The organism is Bradyrhizobium sp. NBAIM14 (assembly GCF_020193895.1).
In the GTDB taxonomy this organism is placed as follows: Bacteria; Pseudomonadota; Alphaproteobacteria; order Rhizobiales; family Xanthobacteraceae; genus Bradyrhizobium; species Bradyrhizobium yuanmingense.
The window spans coordinates 106859-130465 of the sequence record NZ_JADYVQ010000012.1; the positions used below are offsets into that span (position 1 = coordinate 106859).

The 23607-nt window shown below is 65.5% G+C and carries 23 protein-coding genes; 12 read left to right on the forward strand and 11 right to left on the reverse strand.

Annotation, left to right across the window (positions count from 1 at the left end; translation table 11 throughout):
* Position 1: 1 nt before the first annotated feature.
* Complete coding sequence (locus I6F28_RS25035) at positions 2-2560, reverse strand: ATP-dependent helicase (protein ID WP_225141564.1); 2559 nt, start codon at positions 2558-2560, stop codon at positions 2-4.
* 236 nt (positions 2561-2796) lie between these two features.
* On the opposite strand from I6F28_RS25035, the gene I6F28_RS25040 reads away from it, so the two are divergent.
* Positions 2797-2970, forward strand: coding sequence for a DUF1328 domain-containing protein (locus I6F28_RS25040; RefSeq protein ID WP_036006471.1), 174 nt, complete (start codon positions 2797-2799; stop codon positions 2968-2970).
* 64 nt (positions 2971-3034) lie between these two features.
* On the opposite strand, the gene I6F28_RS25045 is transcribed toward I6F28_RS25040, so the two are convergent.
* Positions 3035-3541, reverse strand: a complete 507-nt coding sequence (locus I6F28_RS25045) for a thioesterase family protein (RefSeq protein WP_225141565.1) — start codon at positions 3539-3541, stop codon at positions 3035-3037.
* A gap of 87 nt (positions 3542-3628) precedes the next feature.
* Here I6F28_RS25045 and I6F28_RS25050 point away from each other — a divergent pair, with 87 nt between their 5' ends.
* From I6F28_RS25050 to I6F28_RS25060, 3 genes are all read left to right on the forward strand, one after another.
* Positions 3629-5053, forward strand: a complete 1425-nt coding sequence (locus I6F28_RS25050) for an FAD-binding oxidoreductase (protein WP_225131712.1) — start codon at positions 3629-3631, stop codon at positions 5051-5053.
* A gap of 100 nt (positions 5054-5153) precedes the next feature.
* Positions 5154-6458, forward strand: coding sequence for a Spy/CpxP family protein refolding chaperone (locus I6F28_RS25055; RefSeq protein WP_225141567.1), 1305 nt, complete (start codon positions 5154-5156; stop codon positions 6456-6458).
* A gap of 34 nt (positions 6459-6492) precedes the next feature.
* The gene (locus I6F28_RS25060) at positions 6493-6858 is read left to right on the forward strand and encodes a hypothetical protein (RefSeq protein ID WP_036006488.1); all 366 of its coding nucleotides are present in this window, start codon (positions 6493-6495) and stop codon (positions 6856-6858) included.
* Positions 6859-6909: 51 nt separating this feature from the next.
* On the opposite strand, the gene I6F28_RS25065 is transcribed toward I6F28_RS25060, so the two are convergent.
* Positions 6910-8379 (reverse strand): caspase family protein, encoded by a 1470-nt coding sequence (locus tag I6F28_RS25065; RefSeq protein ID WP_225141576.1) that lies wholly within the window; start codon positions 8377-8379, stop codon positions 6910-6912.
* Positions 8380-8566: 187 nt separating this feature from the next.
* On the opposite strand from I6F28_RS25065, the gene I6F28_RS25070 reads away from it, so the two are divergent.
* Positions 8567-9544, forward strand: a complete 978-nt coding sequence (locus I6F28_RS25070) for a hydroxyacid dehydrogenase (protein WP_225141578.1) — start codon at positions 8567-8569, stop codon at positions 9542-9544.
* A 6-nt stretch (positions 9545-9550) separates the two neighbouring features.
* Here I6F28_RS25070 and I6F28_RS25075 read toward each other — a convergent pair whose 3' ends face one another.
* Positions 9551-10717, reverse strand: coding sequence for an ABC transporter substrate-binding protein (locus I6F28_RS25075; RefSeq protein WP_225141580.1), 1167 nt, complete (start codon positions 10715-10717; stop codon positions 9551-9553).
* Positions 10718-11005: 288 nt separating this feature from the next.
* Here I6F28_RS25075 and I6F28_RS25080 point away from each other — a divergent pair, with 288 nt between their 5' ends.
* From I6F28_RS25080 to I6F28_RS25100, 4 genes are all read left to right on the forward strand, one after another.
* The gene (locus I6F28_RS25080) at positions 11006-13435 is read left to right on the forward strand and encodes a bifunctional diguanylate cyclase/phosphodiesterase (protein ID WP_225141582.1); all 2430 of its coding nucleotides are present in this window, start codon (positions 11006-11008) and stop codon (positions 13433-13435) included.
* 88 nt (positions 13436-13523) lie between these two features.
* Entirely contained in the window at positions 13524-14819 is a 1296-nt protein-coding gene (locus tag I6F28_RS25085) for an MFS transporter (protein ID WP_225114929.1), read from the forward strand.
* 156 nt (positions 14820-14975) lie between these two features.
* On the forward strand, positions 14976-17558 hold the full coding sequence (locus I6F28_RS25090) for an EAL domain-containing protein (RefSeq protein WP_225141584.1): 2583 nt from the start codon (positions 14976-14978) through the stop codon (positions 17556-17558).
* Positions 17559-17981: 423 nt separating this feature from the next.
* Positions 17982-18218: a DUF6894 family protein gene (locus tag I6F28_RS25100; protein ID WP_074448133.1), complete on the forward strand. Its 237-nt coding sequence runs from the start codon at positions 17982-17984 to the stop codon at positions 18216-18218.
* A 59-nt stretch (positions 18219-18277) separates the two neighbouring features.
* On the opposite strand, the gene I6F28_RS25105 is transcribed toward I6F28_RS25100, so the two are convergent.
* From I6F28_RS25105 to I6F28_RS25115, 3 genes are all read right to left on the reverse strand, one after another.
* Positions 18278-18499: a hypothetical protein gene (locus tag I6F28_RS25105; protein WP_036006506.1), complete on the reverse strand. Its 222-nt coding sequence runs from the start codon at positions 18497-18499 to the stop codon at positions 18278-18280.
* Between the two features lie 51 nt (positions 18500-18550).
* On the reverse strand, positions 18551-18793 hold the full coding sequence (locus I6F28_RS25110) for a transcriptional regulator (RefSeq protein ID WP_109144944.1): 243 nt from the start codon (positions 18791-18793) through the stop codon (positions 18551-18553).
* 96 nt (positions 18794-18889) lie between these two features.
* Positions 18890-19099: a cold-shock protein gene (locus tag I6F28_RS25115; RefSeq protein ID WP_109145937.1), complete on the reverse strand. Its 210-nt coding sequence runs from the start codon at positions 19097-19099 to the stop codon at positions 18890-18892.
* A 426-nt stretch (positions 19100-19525) separates the two neighbouring features.
* On the opposite strand from I6F28_RS25115, the gene rpsU reads away from it, so the two are divergent.
* Positions 19526-19801: a 30S ribosomal protein S21 gene (gene rpsU, locus I6F28_RS25120; RefSeq protein WP_225141643.1), complete on the forward strand. Its 276-nt coding sequence runs from the start codon at positions 19526-19528 to the stop codon at positions 19799-19801.
* Between the two features lie 48 nt (positions 19802-19849).
* On the opposite strand, the gene I6F28_RS25125 is transcribed toward rpsU, so the two are convergent.
* The 3 genes from I6F28_RS25125 to I6F28_RS25135 form a co-directional block, all read right to left on the reverse strand.
* Positions 19850-20128: a DUF1488 family protein gene (locus I6F28_RS25125; protein ID WP_036024960.1), complete on the reverse strand. Its 279-nt coding sequence runs from the start codon at positions 20126-20128 to the stop codon at positions 19850-19852.
* Positions 20129-20202: 74 nt separating this feature from the next.
* On the reverse strand, positions 20203-20499 hold the full coding sequence (locus I6F28_RS25130; protein ID WP_225141586.1) for a hypothetical protein: 297 nt from the start codon (positions 20497-20499) through the stop codon (positions 20203-20205).
* Positions 20492-20758: a hypothetical protein gene (locus tag I6F28_RS25135; RefSeq protein WP_225141588.1), complete on the reverse strand. Its 267-nt coding sequence runs from the start codon at positions 20756-20758 to the stop codon at positions 20492-20494. Before I6F28_RS25135 ends, I6F28_RS25130 begins: the two co-directional genes overlap by 8 nt.
* Before the next feature lie 371 nt (positions 20759-21129).
* Here I6F28_RS25135 and I6F28_RS25140 point away from each other — a divergent pair, with 371 nt between their 5' ends.
* Positions 21130-21456 (forward strand): hypothetical protein, encoded by a 327-nt coding sequence (locus I6F28_RS25140; RefSeq protein WP_225141590.1) that lies wholly within the window; start codon positions 21130-21132, stop codon positions 21454-21456.
* A 109-nt stretch (positions 21457-21565) separates the two neighbouring features.
* Here I6F28_RS25140 and I6F28_RS25145 read toward each other — a convergent pair whose 3' ends face one another.
* On the reverse strand, positions 21566-22177 hold the full coding sequence (locus I6F28_RS25145; RefSeq protein WP_225141592.1) for a TetR/AcrR family transcriptional regulator: 612 nt from the start codon (positions 22175-22177) through the stop codon (positions 21566-21568).
* Between the two features lie 129 nt (positions 22178-22306).
* Here I6F28_RS25145 and I6F28_RS25150 point away from each other — a divergent pair, with 129 nt between their 5' ends.
* Positions 22307-23536 (forward strand): cytochrome P450, encoded by a 1230-nt coding sequence (locus tag I6F28_RS25150; protein WP_036037420.1) that lies wholly within the window; start codon positions 22307-22309, stop codon positions 23534-23536.
* The last annotated feature ends 71 nt before the right edge of the window (positions 23537-23607 follow it).

Genomic DNA, 23607 nt, shown 5'->3' on the forward strand with positions numbered 1-23607 from the left:
CTCACGCCCGCTGCACGAAACTGTCCACGACCTTCTTCTCGCCGGCCTTGTCGAAGGCGATGGTGAGCTTGTTGCCGTCGATCTTGGTGACGCGGCCATAGCCGAATTTCTGGTGGAAGACGCGGTCTTCCAGCGAGAATTCGGACGTCGTGCCGGTCGATTTGGCGACCAGCTCGCCTTCGATCGTCAAGGGCCCGCGCCGGCGCGAGGCGAAGCTGCCGAAATCGGGACCGGATGACGAGGAGGTCGAGAACGTCGCGGCCTCTTCCTCGAAGCCGCCGCTTCGGCCGCGATTCCGGTTGGCCTGCGCGCGCTGCCAGCCTGGGGTCGAATAGCTGGAGCCGAACGCCTCCATGTCGTCGAAGCGCGAGGCGCCGTAGCCGCCGCTGCCGCCCCATCCAGAGCCGCCCTTGGACTCCGTGATCTCGACATTGGCCGCCGGCAATTCGTCGAGGAAGCGCGACGGGATCGTGGTCGACCAGGTGCCATGGATCCGGCGATTGGTCGCGAAATAGATCTTTGCGCGGCGGCGGGCGCGGGTCAGACCGACATGGCCGAGCCGGCGCTCTTCTTCCAGGCCGGCGCGGCCCTGTTCGTCCAAGGTGCGCTGGCTCGGGAACAGGCCTTCCTCCCAGCCGGGCAGGAACACGTTGTCGAATTCGAGCCCCTTGGCCGAATGCAGCGTCATCAGCGACACCGCGTCGTCCTCGGCGCCACCCTCGCGGTCCATCACCAGCGAGATGTGCTCCAGGAACCCTTGCAGGTTCTCGAACTCCTCCATCGAGCGCACCAGCTCTTTCAGGTTCTCCAGCCGGCCCGCGGCGTCCGCCGAGCGGTCCTTCTGCCACATCTCGGTATAGCCGCTCTCGTCGAGCACGATCTGGGCGAGATCGGTGTGCGCGGTGACCTCGCGCTGCGCGCGCCAGCGCTCGAATTGGGCGATGAGATCGCGAAGCGAGCCGCGCGCCTTCGGCTTCAGCTCGTCGGTCTCGACCACCGCGCGCGCCGCCTCGAACAGGGGAATGCGGCGCTTGCGGGCGTGATCGTGCAGCATCTGCACGGTGGCATCGCCAAGCCCGCGCTTCGGCGTATTGACGATACGCTCGAAGGCGAGATCGTCGGCCGGCGAATTGATGACGCGCAAATAGGCCAGCGCGTCGCGGATTTCGGCGCGCTCGTAGAAGCGCGGGCCGCCGATGACGCGATAGGGCAGGCCCAGCGTGACGAAACGGTCCTCGAATTCGCGCATCTGGTAGGAGGCGCGCACGAGAATGGCGATCTCGTTGAGCTTCTCGCCCTGGCGCTGCAGCTGCTCGATCTCCTCGCCGATGCCGCGGGCTTCCTCTTCCGAATCCCATGAGCCCGTGACGGTGACCTTCTCGCCGTCCTGGTCCTCGGTGCGCAGCGTCTTGCCGAGCCGGCCTTCATTGTGCGCGATCAGGTGCGAGGCGGCGGCGAGGATGTGACCCGTCGAGCGATAGTTGCGCTCCAGGCGAATGACCTTGGCGCCGGGGAAATCGTGCTCGAAACGCAGGATGTTGTCGACCTCGGCGCCGCGCCAGCCATAGATCGACTGGTCGTCGTCACCGACGCAGCAGATGTTTTTGGTCTTCTCCTTCTCCCCGTTTGCGGGGAGAAGGCCGGGATGAGGGGGAGTCTCCACGAGCTCGGTGCTTGGAGAGGCCCCCTCACCCGCATCGCTTCGCGATGCCACCTCTCCCCGCAAGCGGGGAGAGGTGGAAGAAGGCGCCTGCGACAGCAGCCGCAGCCACAGATATTGTGCGACGTTCGTATCCTGGTACTCGTCGACCAGGATGAACTTGAAGCGCTGCTGGTACTGCCTGAGGATATCCGGGTGCTCGCGGAAGATGCGGATGTTCTCCAGCAGGAGATCGCCGAAGTCGGCCGCATTCAAAATCTTCAGCCGCTCCTGGTAGCTCGCATAGAGCTTGCCGCCCTTGCCGTTGGCGAACATCGCGGCCTCGCCCGACGGTACCTGTGAAGGCATCAAGCCGCGGTTCTTCCAGCCGTCGATCAGGCCGGCCAGCATCCGCGCCGGCCAGCGCTTCTCGTCAATGTTCTCGGCCTGCAGCAGCTGCTTGAGCAGCCGTACCTGGTCGTCGACGTCGAGCACGGTGAAGTTCGACTTGAGCTGCGCCAGCTCGGCATGGATGCGCAGGATACGGCCGCCGATGGAGTGGAAGGTGCCGAGCCATGGCATGCCTTCGACGGCGTGGCCGAGCATTTGGCCGAGCCGGTGCTTCATCTCGCGCGCGGCCTTATTGGTGAAGGTCACCGACAGGATCTCGGCCGGGCGGGCGCGGCCCTGGCTCAAGATGTGCGCGATGCGCGTGGTCAGGACGCGGGTCTTGCCGGTGCCGGCGCCGGCCAGCACCAGGACCGGGCCATCCAGCGTCTCCACTGCCTCGCGCTGCTCCGGATTGAGCCCGGCGAGGTATTTCGGGCCCACCGAGGCGCGCGCACGCGCGGCGATGCCGCCGGCTGCGGGCTGGTGGTCGGGTACGGCTGTGATCTTGCTCGGCTCGGTCATGCGAATCATCGGCCCCACGATGGCACCGCGGGGTGGTGGAAGGGAGCCTTCTTAACAGGGATTGGTGCCTATATGGGGCGCCGGGCCGGGTTTTCCACGTGCGCGGCAGGCCGATTTGTTCCAGCTGAGCCAGCGAATTTCGCTCCCGCCGGGACCGGAACTATCGTTCCCGCGTCGAGATTGTCAGGACAGGTGGCGCGGCCAGCCGCGTCGATCGCAGACAACATCAAGACGAGGGTTTGACCATGCTAGGCTGGGTTGTGACGTTTCTGGTTATCGCACTGATCGCCGGCATCCTGGGCTTCGGCGGCGTCGCCGGCGCTTCGATCGAGATCGCCAAGATCATCTTCTTCATCGCAGTCGTTCTGTTCCTGGTCTCGGCCGTCGTCGGCCTCGCCCGCGGCCGCAACAGAATATAGCTGCGATGTCACCTCTCTCCGACGGGGAGAGGTGAACCACAGGCGGCAGACGGCGCCTGAGCCACTAACGCTTCGAGGGCATCGTCACGCTCCGGCCGATGCCCTCGGGTCGCGTCAAGGCGCTGTGGGACTTGGCAACTCCAGCAATGCGCTGCTGGATGTCGGTCGGAAAAGGCGCGACGCGCCGCGCATTCATGTCCATGTGCAGTGACATGTTCTCGGACGTCGCCGACAGCCAGCCCTCGGTGCCGTGCCGCATCTCCTCGAATGTGTGCAGCCGCTTGTCATCGGCGTCGAGCAGCCAGACTAAGATCTGCACGGGATCGCCGAGATGGATCTCCCGCAAATAGCGCACGTGGCATTCGGCGGTGAAGGTCGAGCCGTGGCGCTCTGTCTTGTAGACCGGGCCAATCCCGAGCTCGAGCCAGAACTCGTCGATCGCCCGATCGAACATCACGTTGTAATAGGCCATGTTGAGATGGCCGTTATAGTCGATCCATTGCGGCTCGACCTGCATGATCGAGGAGCGAAACGGCTCTGCATTCGGCGCTGTGGCGGCGGTCTCCGGCATGTGTCCTTCCCAAGCTATGCGTCCGGTCCCTTGACTTGACCGGTTATATGTCCTTTGCCACGGTCTCTTCTCGTCGGGAGGAATTCCGTGGGTACGACCATCACCAATAATCCGCCGCGGCCGGAGCCGAAAGCCCTCGCAAGCGCGCTGGAGCAGCTTGCCGCGCGCTTCGGCAACCGCCTCATCACCTCGCAGGCCGTGCGCGAGCAGCACGGCCATACCACCACCTGGATCCCCAACCAGCCGCCTGATGGCGTGGTGATGGCGCAGGAGACCGCCGACATCCAGGACGTGGTGCGGATCTGCGCCAAACATCGCGTGCCCGTCATTCCCTTCGGCACCGGCACCTCGCTCGAAGGCCAGGTCAACGCGCCCGCCGGCGGCATCTCGATCGACCTGCGCGACATGAACAAGGTGCTCGCGGTGCATGCCGAGGACCTCGACTGCGTGATCCAGCCCGGCGTCACCCGCAAGGCACTGAACGAACATCTGCGCGACCAGGGCCTGTTCTTCCCGATCGATCCCGGCGCGGATGCCTCGCTCGGCGGCATGGCCTCGACCCGCGCCTCCGGCACCAATGCGGTGCGCTACGGCACCATGCGCGACAGCGTGCTGGCGCTGAAAGTGGTGCGCGGCGACGGCGAGATCATCACCACGGGCACGCGCGCCAAGAAATCGTCCGCCGGCTACGACCTGACGCATCTGTTCGTCGGCGCCGAAGGCACGCTCGGCATCATCTCCGAGCTGACCATTCGCCTGCGCGGCATCCCCGAGACGATCGCGGCCGGTGCGGTGTCGTTCGAGACCGTCCACGGCGCCTGCCAGGCCGTGATCCTGGCGATCCAGACCGGCATTCCCGTCGCGCGCATCGAGCTGCTCAATGCCGCGCAGGTCAAGGCCTGCAACGCCTATTCCAAGCTGACGCTGCCGGAGACGCCGCTGCTGCTGATGGAATTCCACGGCAGCGAGATCGAGGTCGCCGAGCAATCCAAGGCGTTCGGCGAGATCGCGAGGGACTGCGGCGGGGGCGATTTCTCCTGGACCACCAAGCCGGAGGACCGCACCAAGCTGTGGCAGGCGCGGCACGATGCTTATTGGTCGGTGAAGGCGCTGCGGCCCGGCGACAGCATCGGCGTGGTCGCGACCGACGTCTGCGTGCCGATCTCGCGGCTCGCCGACTGCGTCAGCGAGACCGAGGAGGATCTCAAGCGCCTCAATTTGCTGTCGCCGATCGTCGGCCATGTCGGTGACGGCAATTTCCACTGCTCGCTGGTGTGCGACACCAACGACGCCGACGAGATGGCGCGCGGCGAGGAGTTCATGCATCGTCTGGTCGAGCGTGCGCAGGCCATGGACGGCACCTGCACCGGCGAACACGGCATCGGCCAAGGCAAGCAGAAATATCTCGAGGCCGAGCTCGGCCCCGAGGCGCTCGATGCGATGCGGGCGCTGAAGCAGGCACTCGATCCGCTCAACATTTTCAACCCCGGCAAGATCGTGCCGGAGGCATAAGGCGGCGCCCTCCGGAACCGGGAACTTTCGGCAATCCTGCCGGTTCCAATTCCCGCCAATTTCCGATGCTCAATGGCAGGGCTTTGCGCGGGAGGGTGCGATGGTGCGACCGGTCATGGGAATTGCCGCGGTGGCCTTTGCCTGCATGCTTGCGGGGGCCGCGTTCGCGAAGGGCGGACACGGCGGCGGCCATGGAGGTGGCCATGGAGGTGGGCATGGCGGCGGGCGCGGCGGCGGTCACCACGGCGGCCATGTCCGCGGCCACGGCGGCGGGCATGCGCATGGCGGGCATCATCGCGGGATGCGGTTCACAACCGGCGCCCGGCGTGGCGGCCCGAACTTCGGTCAGATCCGCAATGCCGCGATACGGCCGGCGAACTTCCGCAACGCCTGGAACGCCAGCGCCTTCCGCAACGGCCGGCTGATCAGCAATCCGGCGGCCCGCGCGCAGATTGCCGCGGCGGCGGCACTCGCCGGCTGGAGCGGTGCAAGCAGCGGATGGTGGCAACATCCCGGCGGCGGCTACGGCTGGGTCGGGCCGCTGTTCTGGCCGTTCGCCTATAACGATCTCTACGATTACACAATCTGGGGCGACGGGCTCGGCTTCTGGGGCTACGGGTATCCGGACATCTATGCCGGCATTTTCGGCCCCTATGGCCATGATCGGCTGTCGGCTTATCTGCCGCAGCAGCCGCAGGGACGGCGGCGGGCGCGCAGCGCGCCGCTCGATCAGCTCTGCGGCAGCGATCGGCGCGCCATCGTCGGCCTGCCGATCGATCAGATCGCAGCCGCGGTGCAGCCGACGAACGCGCAAGGCGCTGCTCTCGATGCGCTCGGCAACGCCTCGATCGACGCGGCTGCGCTGATCCGCACCTCCTGTCCGACGCAGGCCGCAGCGACGGCGCCCGGCCGGCTCGCCGCCATGCAGCAGCGGGTCGAGGCGATGCAGAAGGCCGTCGATTTGGTTCAGCCTGCGCTGGACCAGTTCTATGGTTCGCTCAACGACGAGCAGAAGGCGCGCTTCAATGCGCTTGCCGACGATCAACGTCGTGCCGCGGCATCGAACAATGCGGGCGGATCGTCGGTGCAGACTTGCAGCCCGTCCGCCGCGTTCGATTGGCCCGGCGCAACGATCGAAGAACGGCTTCGTCCCACCGACACCCAGCGCGGGGCACTCCAGGTGCTCCAGGACACCAGCGCCAAGGTCAGCGCATCGCTCAAGGCGTCCTGCGAGCCCAATGAGGTGATGACGCCTCCGGCCCGCATGGCCGCGATCCGCAAGCGTCTCGATGTCATGCTGGACGGAATCAAGTCGGTGCGGGCGGCGCTCGATGATTTCTACGCCACGCTCAACGACGAGCAGAAGGCGCAGTTCGAGGCGATCGGCCCGCGCCGCATGTCCTGAACGCCGTGAGCAATTGAAGACCATTGGTGGGGCAATGAAGTGGTTCGCGAGGCGAGAGCCGGCAGACGTCTGGGACGAGCCGATCGGGGGGCCGCTCGGCGACATCGACGCAGCCGACCGGATTCGCAACATCTGCCAGGCTGCGCGGGCGATCGCCGAAGCCGCCGGCGCTTCGGCGCCGACCAGCACGCGCGAGCGCTATGAGCGCGCAGCCCGCGCTGCCATGGAGATCGCGATGAAGATCTCCGACGATCTGATGCGCGACGACGCCGTGCGCCGCATCGTGGATCTCTGCATGAAGGCTGAGGACATCAAGACGGCGCAGATCTTGTCGCGTGCGATCCAGGCAGGCTGGATTCGAGAAGCCGTGCTCCGGGACCATCCGGCCCTGTCGCAATGAGTTCGGCTCGCGCGATTGGCGCGAGCCGAATGCTGCTGGTGCCGGACCGGCTCAGTATCTGCGGTAGCCACCGCTGTTATGGTCGCCGCCGCGGCCGCCCATTCCCATGCCGAGGCCGATCCCCACACCGATGCCGATGCCCTGCATCACGGCCTCGGGCGGCGGGCCGCGATCCGGCGGCGGTGCGCGCTCGTAGACCACTTGCTCGGACGGCGGCCGTCGCTTGGGCGGCGTCTCGACCACCTTGCGCTTCGGCGGGGTCTCCTCGACGCGCTTCTTGATCACGGGCGGGACCGGCGTTGCCGGGGTCGCGGGCGTCGAGCACGGGCAGGTCGGCGCCATCGCGACCGCGACGGGCGTCGCCGCGGCGGCCACGGGCACGGTGTAGTTGCGGTTCTGCACGCGCAGCAGCAGCCGGCGCGCGGTTGCCGCGAGATCGCTGTTGTCCCAGTTCGCGAGGTATGCCTCGAACGAGGCGCGGGTGTTGATCGCGGTGGCACGCTCCCACGCCAGCATCTGGCGACGCCGCTCCAGCACGGTGCGAAGGCGCGGCGTGCGGGTGTCCTGGGCATACAGCTCGATATAGGCCTGATACGCCTCCACGGTGTCCTCGGTGATCACGAGCTCATAGGCGACCATGGCCGGCTTGCCCTGCAATGTCTTGCGCCAGTCCGCGACGTTGCGCGTGCCGCCGGCGAGCGCCATGGCGGATGCGCCGGGAAGAGCGGGCGTGCTGCCGCCGCTCTCGCCGAAGAACCTGAAATCGGTGGTCAGCGAGGAGCTTTCCCAGGGGATCTGCCGGCCGTCGGTCGACTGCGCCACCGCGACGCGGATGCGCTTGAACATCTCCTCGATCGGCAGGTTCGGCTGCTTGGCGACCGTCAGCACGGCTGTCGTATAGGGGCTGTCGAGGCCGTTGCCGTCCTCGGCCTCGGCGCCGGGCGAGGTCGAATAGGAGATGAACGAGCCGGGCGCGCCGGCCTTGGTATCGACGATCGCAAGGCCGTGGCCGGCGCCGCTGAGCGCGGGGAACGGGTTGTTGCGGCAGGCATCGAGCATGAAGATGCGCGCCCGCGTCGGCAGCGCGCCGAGCGTGTTGAGCATGTCGTTCAGCCGCACGCCCTGCAGCGGGATGTCGGCCTCGCGCTTGGGGTCGAGATCGACAGGCACCAGATAGTTCTCGCCGTCGATCTGAAGGCCGTGGCCGGCATAGAACACCAGCGCGACGGTGTCGGGGCCGCTGGCACTGACCTTGCCGGCGAAGTCCGAGATCGCCGCGCGCATCTCGGTCTGCGCCAGATTGGCCGCCGTGGTGACGGTGAAGCCGGCACTGCCGAGCAGCTCCGTCATGCCCTTGGCGTCGTTGGCGGCGTTCGGCAGCTCCGGCACGGTGCGATAGGACGATTGGCCGATCACCAGCGCAAGCCGCGCCTCAGCGGCCGCGTCCGTGGGCGTCATCAATTGGGAAAGTGCGAGAAGACCGGACGCAAGAAGCAAATTCGAAAAGACTGGACGGCGCATGATGTCACCTCCAACGGCAATGCGCACGATGATGGCACCTTTTCTAAGTCCGCGCCATGAGGGCGTCTGTGCGCTGGATCACGCAGGGGCCGCGGCAAAATGGGGCAGGGTATCTGCCGGAGCCGTCCTTGTGCTAGACCTTTCGACCGCGCTGTCGGGGGCATTCGGCTAGTGAAGGAGGCTTGTCGTGAAGGTCCTGCTCGCGCACACCCCGGAGATGCGGCGCAACTATTATGGCGATCGCAGCCTGAACGGCCTGCGGGCGGCCGCCGAGGTGATCCTGCACGAGAAGGATGAGCCGCTGGACGCCGCCGGCCTGGTGCGCGCAGCCAAAGACGCCGACATCATCGTCGCCGACCGCATGACTGAAGGGCGCGGCGAGATCTTTGCGCAATTGCCGCGTCTGCGGGCCTTCGTCCGCTGCGCCGTCGACATCCGCAACGTCGACGTGGATGCGGCGTCGCAAGCCGGCGTGCTCGTGACCCGCGCCGGGCCCGGCTTCGTGCAGGCCGTGGCCGAGCTCGCGCTCGGCTTCATGGTCGATCTCTCCCGCGGCGTGTCGCGGACCACCGCAGATTACCAGGCAGGCCGCAAGCCGGAAGCACGGATGGGCCGCCAACTCGCCGGCAGCCGGATCGGCATCATCGGCTACGGCAGCATCGGGCGCTACCTCGCCGAGATCGCAAAAGTGCTGCGCATGGAGGTATTGGTCTCCGATCCCTTCGTAACCGTCAGCGATGCCGCGATCCGGCAGGTCGATCTCGACGAGCTCCTCGCCGCATCGGACTATGTCGTCTGCCTCGCCATCGCCAACGAGCAGACCGAAAACCTGATCGGGGAGGCGGCGCTGGCGCGCATGCAGAAGCACGCCGTCTTCATCAATCTCTCGCGCGGCAATCTGGTCGACGAGGCCGCATTGGCAGGCGCGCTGCGTGAGGGCCGCATCGCCGGCGCCGCCATGGATGTCGGCCGCGCGCCGGACCAGATGCCGACGCCCGATCTTGCCAAGCTGCCGAATGTCATCGCGACGCCCCATGTCGGCGGGCTGACGCCGCAGGCCATCGAATACCAGTCGCTGGAGACCGTGCGACAGGTCGAGGCCATCGCGAGGGGAGAAATCCCGCAAGGCGCCGTCAACGCCGATCGCTGGACGCGGCGGCCGTGAAGGGTCTTAGAGCCGGTCCACCGCCTTGAACGTCCCGTCCTTCTGGATCACGGTCAGGAACACCTTCGGCGGCGTGTCGAGCATGCGTGTGCCGACGGTGACGATGCTGCCGCTGATGTCGAAACGGCCGGTATCGTTGATGGCGCGCAGCAGGCTGGCGCGGGTCGGATTGGGGCCGGCCTTTTCCAGCGCCGCGGCCGCAAGCCGGCCGGACAGATAGCCTTCCAGCGACACGAAATCCGGTGTCAGCGTCGGGTCGAACGCCTTCTGGGCCGCCTGGTAGTCGGCGACGAGCTTGAGCGAGCGGTCCCAGGGAAATGGCACCACCTGCGAGACGATGACGCCGTCGCCCTCAGGGCCGAGTTCCGCGGCGAGCGCAACGGCGCCGACGAAGGAGATGTTGACGAAGGTTGGACGAGCGCCGCCGCGGCGGGCGAGCTTGATGAACTCCGCGCACGGACCATAGGTCCCGACCATGACGATGGCTTCTGGGTCGGCGCGCTTGATCATGCGCCAGGCCTGGCCGACCGCGCGGGTGTTGCGCTCGTAAGTGCCCTCGGCGGCGAGCTCGAGCCCGCGCTTGGCGAGCGCCCGCTTCACGCCGACAAGCCCGTCGCGGCCGAAGGAATCGTCCTGGTAGAAGATGCCGATGCGGGTGAACTTGCGATCCTCGGTGAGATGCTTGATCCAGGCTTCCGCCTCCGCGCCGTAGCTGGCGCGGATGTTGACGACGTTCGGAAGCTCGAGATCGCGCAGGAACTCGGCGCCGGTGAACGGGCCGATGAAGGGCACGTTCCTGGAGCTGGTGATCGGTATCGTCGCCATCGCGGTCGGCGTGCCGACCGCACCGATCAGCGCGAACACCTTGTCGTCGTTGATCAAATGCAGCGTCTGCGCCACCGAACGGTCGGGGTCGTAGCCGTCGTCGCGGCTGATGAGCTGGAGCTTGCGGCCGTGAATGCCGCCCTTGGCATTGACCTCGGTGAATGCGGCGACGATGCCTTGCCGCATGCGCTGTCCCAGCGCGGAGGACGGGCCTTCCAGCGCCGCGGCCTGGCCGAACAGGATTGCATCCTCGCTGATGCCGGCCTCGTTGCCCCTCGCAACCAGCGTGGTCGCGGCCAGAAGCGCGATGGTCAGAACGACGGATCTCGCTGATCGAATTCGATGCATCGGGAGGCTTGCCGGATCCTTGAAAGAAACCTTGCGCAACATAGCCTTGCGAGGCTGAATAGCTCGCTAAGCGCCACGGCGCAGAGAGGCCGTATTACACCGGGGAAAACCGGCAACTTATGTCGAGAAAGCCGGGATCGCTCGTGCACTTCGTTAACTAATTTCCGCATTGCGGTACGACTGGTTTCCGAAATTGTGCACTTCTTAACCGCCGTCTTGTTCCGATAGCGGCACCGGCACCTCAACCAGAGGTTCGGTTCGTCGCGGACAGGGGACGGCGGCTTCAAGATGGGCGGTCGCGATCAGAACGATCAGGATCGGAGACGTAGAGGCGGATGGTGGCGTGCCGCGCCGCTGCTCGGGCTCTATCGTCCTGCGCTCGTCGCGGTCGGCGTTGGCCTGCTGTTCTCGATCGTGGGCGCTGCCGCCGTCGCGCGGTGGGAAGATCGCGTCAACAGGATCGAGTTCGAGAACGCAGCCGAGACCCAGGCGATCGTCCTGCAGAACGGCATGAACGAGTACATATCGAGACTTCTCGCGCTGCGCACGTTGTTCGAATCGACCAACGAAGAAGTCACCCGCAGCGAATTCGAGACCTTCAGCGCCCGCCTGTTCGAGCGTCACCCCGGCATGCTGCGCATCTCCTGGTTGCCGCGGATCAACCGCAAGGAGCGCGCGGATTACGAGGCCGCGGCGATCCGGGACGGTGTGTCGAGCTATCACATCAAGGCGCTGCAGGGCGAGAGCTTCGTCATCGCGCCGCAGAGTGACGAATATTTTCCGGTGTTCTACTCGACGCAGCCGAAGACCTCGTCGGTTTACGGCATGGACTACACGACCGTTCCGGAGCGACGGGCAGTGCTGGAGCGCGCGCGCGACAACGATCGCGTCGCAGCCATGCGCACGCGCCTGTTCGGGCCGAAGGACAGCGACCGGCCGTCCTATGTCCTCGTCGTCGTTCCCGTCTACGCCAAGGGAACCTCGCGCGAGGAGATCGCGGACCGGCGCCGCAATATCGCCGGCGTCGTGGTCGGCGTCTTCGACCTGCCGCTGCTGATCCAGTCTATCCGCGTGACCACCGGAGCCAGCCCCGCGGTCAGCATGACGGTCTTCCCGCCGTACACGGCGCAGATCGTCAGCCTCGAGCAGATGCTGCCGGATTATGCGTCGGCCGCCTCGGCGCTGCGGTCGATGCGGGACATCGCGCGGACCCTGCACTGGTCGGGCAGTCTCAAGATCGGCGACACCGATTGGCAGGTGCGGGCGGTTCCGACCGCCGGCGGTCCGCTGGCGACGACTTACGACCGCGCGGTTGCGGTCCTCGTCGTCGGCATGCTGCTGACGCTGTCGCTGTCGACCTATCTGATGCTCGCCAGCCGCAATTCGCGGCGGCTGTCGCTGGCGAACCGGCGCGTGCTCGAGCTTGCCCAGACCGACATCCTCACGGGATTGCCGAACCGCGCCTTTTTCCTCACCCGGCTCGACGAGATGAACGGCAAGTTGAGCGTGAGGGGCGAGCCCTTCGCGATCCTGATGCTCGACCTCGATCGCTTCAAGAACGTCAACGATTCCCTCGGCCACGCGGCCGGCGATGCGCTGCTGCGCCAGGTGGCGCAGCGGCTGAAATCCGCGCTGCGCGCCAACGACGTGCTGGCGCGGCTCGGCGGCGACGAATTTGCCATCATCCAGCAAGCCGGCGAGCACCAGCGCGCCTGCTCGACCGATCTGGCGGCGCGGATCGCCAAGCTCGTGAGCGAGCCGTTCCTGCTGCCCGGACACCGCGTCGAGATCGGCACCAGCATCGGCATCGCAATTGCGCCGGATCATGGCAGCGATCAGGAGCAGCTCCTGAAGAAAGCGGATCTCGCGCTCTATCGCTCGAAATCGGCCGGCCGCAACTGCTTCACTGTTTATGATGAGGCGATGTCGGCCGAGCTGGAGGCCCGCAACACGCTGGAAGGAGATCTGCGCGACGCCATCGCGCGCTGCCAGCTGGAGGTGCACTATCAGCCGTTCGTCGATGCCCTCAGCGGCGAACGACGCGGCTTCGAGGCGCTGGTGCGCTGGCGGCATCCGACGCGCGGCCTGATCCCTCCGGACCAGTTCATTGCGCTTGCGGAGGAGACCGGGCTGATCGTGCCGCTCGGCGAATTCGTGCTGCGGCGCGCCTGCGCGGACGCAGCCGGCTGGCCTGCCGATCTCATGATCGCCGTCAATCTTTCGCCCATCCAGTTCAAGGAAGCCGAGCTGTTCGACATGATCTGCGCGGCGCTCGCCGATTCCGGCCTGCCGCCGCAGCGGCTCGAGATCGAGATCACGGAATCCGTGCTGCTGGAGCGCGGCAGCGAGAATCATGCCTTCATGGAGCGGCTGAAGCAGCTCGGGGTCGAGCTCGCGCTCGATGATTTCGGCACCGGCTATTCCTCGCTCAGCTACCTGACCGCGTTCCCGTTCGACAAGATCAAGATCGACAAGTCGTTCATTCGCAATCTGACGCAGCAGCCGCGCTCTTCCGCCATCATCTCCTCGATCGTGACGCTGGCGCGCGGACTGGACATGTCGGTCACGGCCGAAGGCGTCGAGACGCGCGAGGAGTTCGACCGGCTGAAGGCGCTCGGCGTCAATTTCGCGCAAGGCTATCTGTTCGGCCGGCCGCATCCGATCGAGCGGATCCTGTTCGACGCGCCGGTCAAATCCTCACGGCTCGACGCCGCCTGAGCGCGCCCGAGGCATGCGCGAAAAGCGCTTGACCCGGACATCCCCGGATGGTCCGAAGAACCGTCTAGGGATGAAACAAGCATACAACATGCGGCTTCCGTTCTTCTACGGCTGGATCGTGGTCGCCGTGACCTTCGTCACCATGGCGATCGGCGTCAACGCGCGCACCGCCTTTTCGCTGTTCTTTCCACCCATCATCTCCGAGTTCGGCTGGGAGCGCGGCGTCACGGCGGGCGCCTTCTCCTTCGGCTTCGTTGTGTCGGGCGTGGTCAGCCCGCTGATCGGCCGCCTGATGGACCGCGCGGGTCCGCGGGCGGTGATGGAGCTCGGGGTCGTGCTGATGGGCGGCGGCCTTTTGCTGGCGCCGCTGACCAGCGCGCCGTGGCACCTCTATGTCACCATCGGCGTCATGGTCGGTGCCGGCAGCGTCTGTCTCGGCTATTCCGGCCAGTCGCTGTTCCTGCCGAACTGGTTCATCCGCAAGCGCGGCTTCGCCATCGGCATCGCTTTCGCCGGCGTCGGTATCGGCTCGGTGACGCTGCTGCCATGGGTGCAGCACATGATCGAGCAGACCGGCTGGCGCACCGCCTGCACCGCGATGGGCCTGCTCGTCCTGATCGCGCTGGCGCCGATCAACCTGCTGCTGCACAAGCGCCCGGAGGACATCGGGCTCCAGCCGGACGGCGATGCCGCCCCCGCCGCAGGCGCGGCAAGCCCGGTCTCCAACGTCGTCGATCACGTCTGGGTCAACACCGACTGGACGCTGCGGCGCGCCGTCGCGACCGCGCGGTTCTGGTGGATCGGGCTCGGCTATTTCTGCGGCCTGTACATCTGGTATGCGGTGCAGGTGCACCAGACCAAATTCCTGCTCGATGTCGGCTTCAGCCCCGGCGTTGCGGTGTGGGCGCTCGGAATGGTCAGCCTGCTCGGCATTCCCGGCCAGATCGTGCTGGGGCACGTCTCCGACCGCATCGGCAGGGAGTGGGTGTGGGCGATCAGCTGTGCGGGTTTCGTCGTCTGCTTCGCCGCGCTGATCGCGCTGAAATATCAGGCTTCGCTCTGGCTGGTTTATCTGATGGTGTTCACGCAAGGCGCGCTCGGCTACGGCCTCACCTCGATCATGGGCGCGGTGGTGTTCGAGATATTCCAAGGCAGGCACCAGGGCAGCATCTTCGGCACGATCATGCTCGCGGCGCTGGCGGGCGGTGCGGCCGGACCGTGGCTGACCGGCGTTCTCTATGATCGCGCCGGCGACTACACGCTGGCTTTCGCCCTCGCCATGGCCGTGAGCGGGGTGTCGGCGCTCGCGATCTGGCGCGCGGCGCCGGGCAAGGTGCGGGCCGTGGCCGGCCGGCTGCACAAGCTCAAAACGGCATCCGAATAGGTCCAGAGCGCTTCAAGATACCTTCGGCGTTTTCGCGAAGCGTTAATCATGCCGTCTCTTGGCGCGGCGCGACGGAACTGCAAAAACGTCTTGGACACCATCGGAGCATTAACCTCTCGCCGATTGCCGCATTTCCCGATGCCGCTGGTCCCGACGATGTCCGCCTCCGATCACCTTGCGACAGAAACTCCTGACGTGCTGCGCGCCGCGCTCGAGCGCGCCGACGACGGCATCGTCATCGTCGATGAGGCGCATCGCGTCATCCATTTCAACCCCGCCGCGGACCGGATCTGGAAATTCGCCGCCGCCGAGGTGCTCGGCCGCGATGCCGCCGTCCTCACCCTCAAATGCCTAAGCGCCGGTGCGACCGCAGATTTCCGCGAGGAGATCAGCCTCGTGCGGCACGACGGCAGCCGTATCAAGGCGCAGATCGCGATATCTTCGGCGACGGCCGACGGCGCGACCCATCACATCGTGTTCGCGCGCGACGTCACCCTCGATGCCGAACGCCGCGCCAGGATCGCACTTCTCCACGCGGTCTCTGACCAGACCAACCGCGTGGTGATCATCACCGACGTCGAGCAGAACATCGTCTACGTCAATTCCGCGTTCACGGCGCTGTTCGGCTATACCAGCGAGGAGGCCGAAGGCCGCCGCGCGGGCGAGCTCATTGCCGGCCGCCACACCGATCGCAAGGCGATTGCGAAGCTCGTCAAGCGGCTGATGCATGGCGGCCAGCGCGACGAGGCCGAGGTGCTCGTCTACGACAGGGATGGTGAGGAGATCTGGGTCTCTGCCCGGATCGACGCCTTCCGCGACAAGAAAGGCCGGGTCAAGCACATCTTTGCGCTGCTCGAGGACATCACCGAATCCCGGCAGCTGCGCTCGTTGCAGCAACTAATCATGGCGGCGCTCGCCGACGAGGCGCCGATCACCGAGATTGCCGATCGGCTGTGCCGCCGCGTCGAGCAGATCGCGCCCGGCGTCGTCTGCTCGCTGCTGCACGTCGATGCCGCCGGCTTGCTCCATCCGCTGGGCGGCCCGAGCTTGCCCGAGGACTATTCCCGTTCGCTCGACGGCATCGCGATCGGTCCCGAGGTCGGCACGTGCGGAACCGGAGCCTTCTACGGCATTCCGGTTCTGGTCGCCGACATCGATGCCGATCCGCGCTGGCAGCCCTACAAGGCGCGGCCGCTCGAAGTGGGCTTGCGCGCCTGCTGGTCGACGCCGATCAAGGCCAAGGACGGCCGGGTCATCGGCACCTTCGGTTTCTATTATCGCGAACCGCGGGCGCCGAGCCGATGGCACCGCCAGATCGTCGATGCCTGCGTCAACCTCGGCGCGTTCGCGATCGAGCGCAAGGAGGCGCGCGCCGAAATCGCGCGGCTCGCCTATCACGACATGCTCACCGGCCTGCCGAACCGCGCGCAGCTGCGCCACCTGATCACGACCGCGATCAATGCCTGTCCGACCGGAGGCCATGTCGCGCTCGCCTTCCTTGACGTCGATCATTTCAAGGACGTCAACGACACGCTCGGCCACGCCGCCGGCGACGAGCTCTTGATCCTGCTCGCGCAGCGCCTGCGCGAGCAGATCGGTCCCGACGACATGCTGGGACGGCTCGGCGGCGACGAGTTCGTCATCCTGCTGCCGCAACGCAATGCCGAGGCCGCTGAGCGCATCGCGGCCGGGATCACCGAGGCCCTGTCCGCACCGTTGCGGCTCGGATCGAAGCTGATGCCGATGTCCGCCAGCATCGGAATCAGCCTCTATCCGGATCACGCCACCGACATCGACACATTGATGCAGCAGGCGGACGCCGCCATGTACATGGCCAAGCAGGCCGGACGCTCGACGCATCGCCTCTTCAGTGCCGAGATGAACGTGCTCGCGGAGCAGCGGCTGGCGCTGATCGCGGCGTTGCGCCGCGCCGTCGCGGAAGGTGTGCTGAGCCTCAGCTATCAGCCGCAGATTCGCAGCTGCGACGGTGCGATCCACGGCGTCGAGGCGCTCGCGCGCTGGCGCGATGCCGTGCTCGGCGACGTCTCGCCGGCAAAGTTCATCCCGCTCGCCGAGGAATGCGGGCTGATCGAGCAGATCGGTATGTGGTCCGTGCGCGAGGCCTGCCGTCAGATGGCGAGCTGGCGCCGCGCCGGGCTCAACATCCCCTGCGTCTCGGTCAATCTGTCGCCGATCAATTTCCGCAACGTCACGCTGGCCGCGCGGCTCAAGGACATCCTGGCCGAGCACGATCTGCCGCCGGATGCGCTGATGCTGGAGATCACCGAAGGCGCGTTCATGCAGGACGGCGCCGCGGCGCTGGAGACGATGAACGCGATCCGCGAGCTCGGCGTCGGCCTCTCGGTGGACGATTTCGGCACCGGCTATTCCAGCCTCAGCCGGCTAGCGCATCTGCCGATCCGCGAGCTCAAGATCGACCGCAGTTTCATGCGCGACATCGAGCAGGACGCGGGCGCGCTCGCGATCGCCACCGCCGTGGTCCGCGTCGGCCAGGGCCTCGGCATGAGCGTGGTCGCCGAGGGGGTCGAGACCGAGGGGCAGCGCAAGACGCTGGCCGAGCTAGGCTGCGACATCGTCCAGGGCTTCCTCTACGCGCCGCCCCTGCCGCCGGTCGCCTTCGAGCGCTGGCTGATCGAGCATTGCGCCGAGCAGGCGAGGGCGATGCTGGGGCGGCTGGACCTTGTAGCGGACAGGGCTGCTGTGAAGCAGTCGGCGTAGCCGCCTTTGGGCAATATTGCCGGACGGTAGGAACGCATTCGCGGCCTGCGGCTTGGTGCTCCGCCGGCGGGCAGGCGCCACGTCCTGTTTGCAAACTGCACGGGCCCAATGAAAAGACCGGAAAAGCAGCGCCACCGCAGTAGTGTCTCAGACGCAGCAAGCCGATCCCGGAATAGGACGAGCAACAAAGCCGCCGGCACCGGCGGACTTCGAATCACCAGCGACAGGAGGACGAGCAATGCGAAGGCATTCCCAATCGCGTGCAACGACCGAGGCGAACAAGCTCTTCAAGCAGACCGCGACGAAGCCCGCGACCGACTATGAGAAGGCAGAACGGGTCTTCCACGACAATCGAGAGCGACTGAAGGCTGAACGGTTGGCAAGGGAGGCTGAACGGCGAGACCGGTCCGAGAGGACGGGTTAGTGTCGCAGTTCTACTTTGATATTTGGGATGGTGAAGCGCTCGTTGTCGACGAGGAAGGTCTCGATCTGGCCAGCCGGCGGGCCGCGGAGATCGAGGCGGCGCTGTCTCTTGCCGACATTGTCAAGCAGCGCGACCCGCTCGCCAGCAGCGACGGCCTCGCCATCAATGTTCGGAATGCGGATGGCCCTGTTCTGACAGCGACATTCGTCTACGAGAAAGTCAGGCTGGTCAATTGAGATCGCCATGAGATCGCCGATGAAATCGCAATGTGTGCTCGTGCTCATCACGTGTAACGCTAGAGCATCGAAAGCACGACAATGCCTTCCTCGAGCTCTCCTGAAGCCAGGCGCGCCCGCGCCATGCGCTCGAACTCCGTGCGATGCTTCTGTAGATAGCTGAAGGCCTGCTTCTGCGTGTTGAATGTCGTTGCAAGCCGGCACATCTGCCGATTTGCGCCGGACGCGAGAAAGAATGTGATGGTTCCGTGATCTGGCTTTATGCGAGGCACGATCTGCACTCTCCGGCATGGGATCGGCACTTCAGATTTCGCAGGCGGCGTTGAAGACGGCTATCGCGCCAACTTCCTTGTCCGCTTCTTGAGCTTGGGCGCCGGCAAAGTCGATCGAAGAGCTTCATCGGCCGCTTCCCTCGCCTGGCGCGCCTCTCGAAGTCGCGCCATGTTCTTGCGAACCTCGATGGCTTGCCTTTCCACGTCCGCCAATGCCCGCGCGCCCTCTTCGGCGGCCAGGCGCTTGCGATCGGAACGTGTGATGCTTTCGGGTGACGGCTCTGCCGGCTTCTTGCTGCTCATCGTTCACCCGGATCCGCAAAGACTAAACCCGCTCAATCCAGGGATTGAGCGGGCAAAGCGACCGTTTCAGTACATCCGTGAAACGGCGCAACGATCTCAAGCCAGCGAGAGGTTCTCGGCGCTGACTTTGCCTCGCATCTTGTCGGTCTTGATCTCGAAGTTGACCTGTTGGCCTTCGCCGAGACCGGCAAGCCCAGCCCTTTCAACGGCGCTGATGTGAACGAACACGTCGTTGCCACCGTCGTTTGGCTGGATGAAACCGAAGCCCTTTTGGCCGTTAAACCACTTGACCGTACCTGTCGTCATTTTCTTCTCCAAAGCGCGCGAGCGCATCCCGCGCGACAATCGCGCGGTTACCTTCAACTTCGTCGATGTCTTTGGAAAAGGAGCCCGCGGGCGCATTCAACAAGGCACAGCGGCTAATCGAACAACTTCAATATATACAACTTTCGCGCATTTGCAAGGAGCGAAGCCAGTTTGTTTGCTGCGATGCGCTTCTTCTGTTCCGCGGCGCTTGTCCATCGATCTGCGAGCAAGGCGTTATCGATTGACAGCGCAGCACGACAATGGTCACGTGACGCCACCAAGCTGCTCGCCGTGACAAGCAGATCGGCTCGTCCGAAGCCGCGACCAATGTCGCGGCTCACTATCTCACACATCGCAATGAAGCTCCTGCGCAATTGGCTGCGCTGCAGGACGTGTCGCATTCGCAGCCCGAGCCAGGAGGATCAATTGCACGTACTCGTCAGAGAAAACAATGTTGAGCAGGCACTTCGCGTTCTCAAGAAGAAGATGCAGCGCGAGGGCGTCTTCCGGGAGATGAAGCAGCGACGGTCCTACGAAAAGCCGTCGGAGAGAAAGACCCGCGAGAAGTCCGAGGCCATTCGCCGCGCTCGCAAGCTGGCTCGCAAGCAGGCGATCAGGGAGGGATTGCTGCCCGCGCCACCGAAAAAGAAGCCTTTCGAACGCAAGCCGCCCTTGCCGGAGATCAAGGCAAGGCCGGAGTAGCAACGATCTGCTTTCCGGTCGCAGGCTATTTTGCTTGGGGCCGAGATCCTATCGCCTGAAATCGATGCCTCGCAGCACGATGCCCGGCGGGGTACCTTCGAATTCTGTGGCGCGATACTTGTTCGCAGCGCATGCTTCGATGCGATCCCGTAGACGAGCGAATTGGGCTTCCCGCTGCTCGGGCCTGACTTGCGGGCCCTGCTCGAGACCGTCCATCGCGGAGGTCGAAATCGCGCAAGGAATCTCCCGGGCGCCGTCATGCATCGAGAACCGCACGATCATCCGCTCGTATTCATGGCCGATAAAGCGGCCGCTCGTCAGTGTCATGGCCTACTCCATATCAGGTCGGCTTCCTGGCTCGCGCCAGCATGCGCGTAGAATGCAGCCGGCCGTCGCTCCGCTCAGCCGTCCCCGGACAGGCGTGCGAAATCGTCGAACAGCGCCGACACGAGCGCGCGGTGGCGCGTGTCCTCTGCCGGAAGACTCGCAGCATAGAGGTTGAGCAGATGACGCGCCTTCACCGCGGCCTCCGGCCATGACGCCGCAGGTACGGTCATCATGCGGTGTTCGAGATCGGCCTCGCGCTCGCGCAGCTCCCTGAGATGGGCCTCGACCTCGGCCAGCGCGCGGCGCAGGTCGGTGGCCTTCTGCGCGGCCATGCCACGGTGCTTGTCGAGATCGACCGGCCGGTCATTCATTGACGATGCTCGCGTCCGCTGCTTGCGCATCAGCAAGATCGACAGAACCGATCGACAGTACCTCCATGGTCCCGCGTGCGCCCTCGGCGGGCACAGTGATCATCGTGGCAATTCGGCGATAGGCGGCGAAAGTCAAGCCGTCGATCGTCTCCTCATCCGTGACGACCTCGTAGGTGCCCGCCGGCAAGATGCGCGCGACGCCGCGGATTTGGAACGGATGTCTGAAGACGACGGTCTCTCGCCGCGAACGGATGGTCATGCACGCCTGCCTTTCGCAAGTGAAGCCCCAACCGGTGCCGGCTGTTGCGACCATGCGCCTTTGGCGGGCCAATAGCCAGCACTATCGTCTGCACGCTGGCGAACGCTAGTTGCCACGGAGCGAGGCTAGCCCGCGACGCATTTACTGCTCGCTATTGGTTCGGCGTGAGCGTAGGCTCGTTGCCATCACCGCGCTTCTCAACGGCATCGACCGGTGACTGAGGGTCACGTGTGCTCCCGCCAAAGGTTCGCAGGAGCGTTCGATGTCGCGTGTTCGCATCTCGGAATGGATCGTGCCGCCGGTGATCGTTCCGCTGTTTCTGCTGCTTCTCGTGTGCGCCGCTGCGGTGCTCAATGGCTAGGACAACACGCGTGCCGTATCTGGTCAGCGGCACCAACGAATACGGCAGTTCCAATCTCGGTCATGGAACTGCGACGGTCGCGCTGCGTCTCGCGGAAAAGCTGCTGCGCGAAGGCTACATGGATGTCAGGGTCTGCACCCCGCGCGGCCGTGTCCTGCAGCCGAATGAATTCGACGAACTCAAACCAGCAAGGGAGAGCGACATGGCCAAGGGCCAGCAACGTGGCAACCGCGAAGCCAAGAAGCCGAAGAAGGAAAAGGCCAAGGTGATCGCCGCGGCCCCGTCCCGCAAGGAAGCCGCTTGGCAACCGGATTTCGGACCTGGAAAGAAGAAGTAAGAAGGAGCTGCCACCGAGCAGGCGGCGAAACAGCTCAGATCCGTCTCGGAAAGCGGCGAGAAGGGCTGGCGCCTATCGGCGCAGCTGCGCCGCCCGCGGGAGGCACCCGTTAGGCCGAGGCTAGTCCCGTCCTGCGCCGGAGATCCGTGATCGCGCGCAAAAAACTGTCGGCCGGCGTCGTCTCGGGGTCGATCAGCCGGTGCAGGCGAAAGCCGTCTTCCAGCGCGAGCACGACGGAGGCGATCCAGGGCGGGTTCAGATTGACGTTGCGCCCGTTGCTCTTCGATGTCGCTTCGATGATGTCGGCGACCAGCTTGCGCCGCGCGCGCAGGCGCTTGGCAAGCTCCGGGCGGCGCTTTTCGGCGCGCGCGACGAACAGGATCATCTCCATGTGCAGCAGCGGCGAGCGGCCGAGCGGATCCTGGCGGCTGCGATCCATCGTCTTCAGCGCCGCGATGAAATCGTCGAGATTGTCGTGCTGCGCCAGGATGTCCATGTTGCGCCGGATCGACTGCGCGACATGGTCCTCGAGCATGGCGATGATCAATTCGTCCTTGCTCTTGAAGTTCGAATAGAACGCGCCGCGGGTGAAGCCCGCCGCCGCCGCGATTGCCTCGATGCTGGCGCCGCCGATGCCGTCCTCCTCGAACACGCGCGCGGCCGCCTCGAACAGCGCCTCGCGCGTGTCGTCCCTGGTCGGCCTGGTTCTCAACCTTGACATCGGCGCAGCTTAGGGCAGAATGCAACTCGATACAACAATGTATCGAGTTGATAATTTACAGGGATGGTTACGCCGGGCGGTGGGCAGCCTTGCGTATGCGTGTCATGCGGCAACCGATCCGAGGTCACCATGAACGAGCAAGTGCAACCCGCTGGCGGACCGCTGTTCAACCCGCTCTCGCCGGATTTCATCCGCGATCCCTATCCGCATTATGAACGGCTGCGCACCGTCGATCCGATCCACGTGACGCCTTTCGGCCAGTACGTCGCCAGCCGGCACGCCGAGGTCAGTCTCGTGCTGCGTGACAAGCGCTTCGGCAAGGATTTCGTCGAGCGCACCACGCGCCGCTACGGCCCGGAGATCATGAAGGAGCCGGTGTTTCGCAGCATGAGCTACTGGATGCTGCAAGCCGATCCGCCGGACCACACCCGCCTGCGCGGCCTCGTCGTGAAGGCCTTCACCGCCCGTCGCGTCGAGGACATGCGGCCGCGGATCCAGGAGATCGTCGACCAGGCGATCGATGCCGTGATCGAGCGCGGCCACATGGACCTGATCGAGGATTTCGCCTTCCGCCTGCCCGTCACCATCATCTGCGACATGCTCGGCATCCCCGAGGAGCATCGCGAAGTGTTCTACAAGAGCTCGCGCGACGGCGGACGGCTGCTCGACCCCGTGCCGCTCTCGCCGGAGGAGATCCGCCAGGGCAACGCCGCCAACCTGATGGCGCAGATGTATTTCCAGCAGCTGTTCGAGCTGCGCCGCAAGAATCCCGGCGACGACCTCATCACCCAGCTGGTGCAGGCCGAGGAGGACGGCAACAAGCTCACCAACGAGGAGCTGACCGCCAACATCATCCTGCTGTTCGGCGCAGGCCACGAGACCACGGTCAACCTGATCGGCAACGGCCTGCTCGCGCTCCACCGCAACCCGGATCAGCTTGCGCTCCTGAAAGCGAAACCGGAGCTGATGACGAACGCGATCGAGGAGTTCCTGCGCTATGATTCCTCGGTGCAGATGACCGGGCGCGTCACGCTGGAGGAGATCGAGGACCTCGGCGGCGTGACGATCCCCAAGGGCGAGACCGTGCTGTGCCTGCTCGGCTCGGCCAACCGCGATGGCGCGGTCTACCCCGACAGGCCCGACCGGCTGGACGTCACCCGGGCGAACGTCAAGCCGCTGTCGTTCGGCGGCGGCATCCATTTCTGCCTTGGGGCCCAATTGGCGCGGATCGAGGCCGAGATCGCCATCGCCACGCTGCTGCGGCGGCTGCCGGATTTGCGCATCGACGACATCGAGACCCCGGAATGGCGGCCGACCTTCGTGCTGCGCGGGCTGAGGCGGCTGCCGGCGAGCTGGTGAGGGGGCGCTCAGCGTTAACCTCCGCGCGCAACAGTCGCTGTGACTTCGCCATACTTCCCCCTATATAAGGG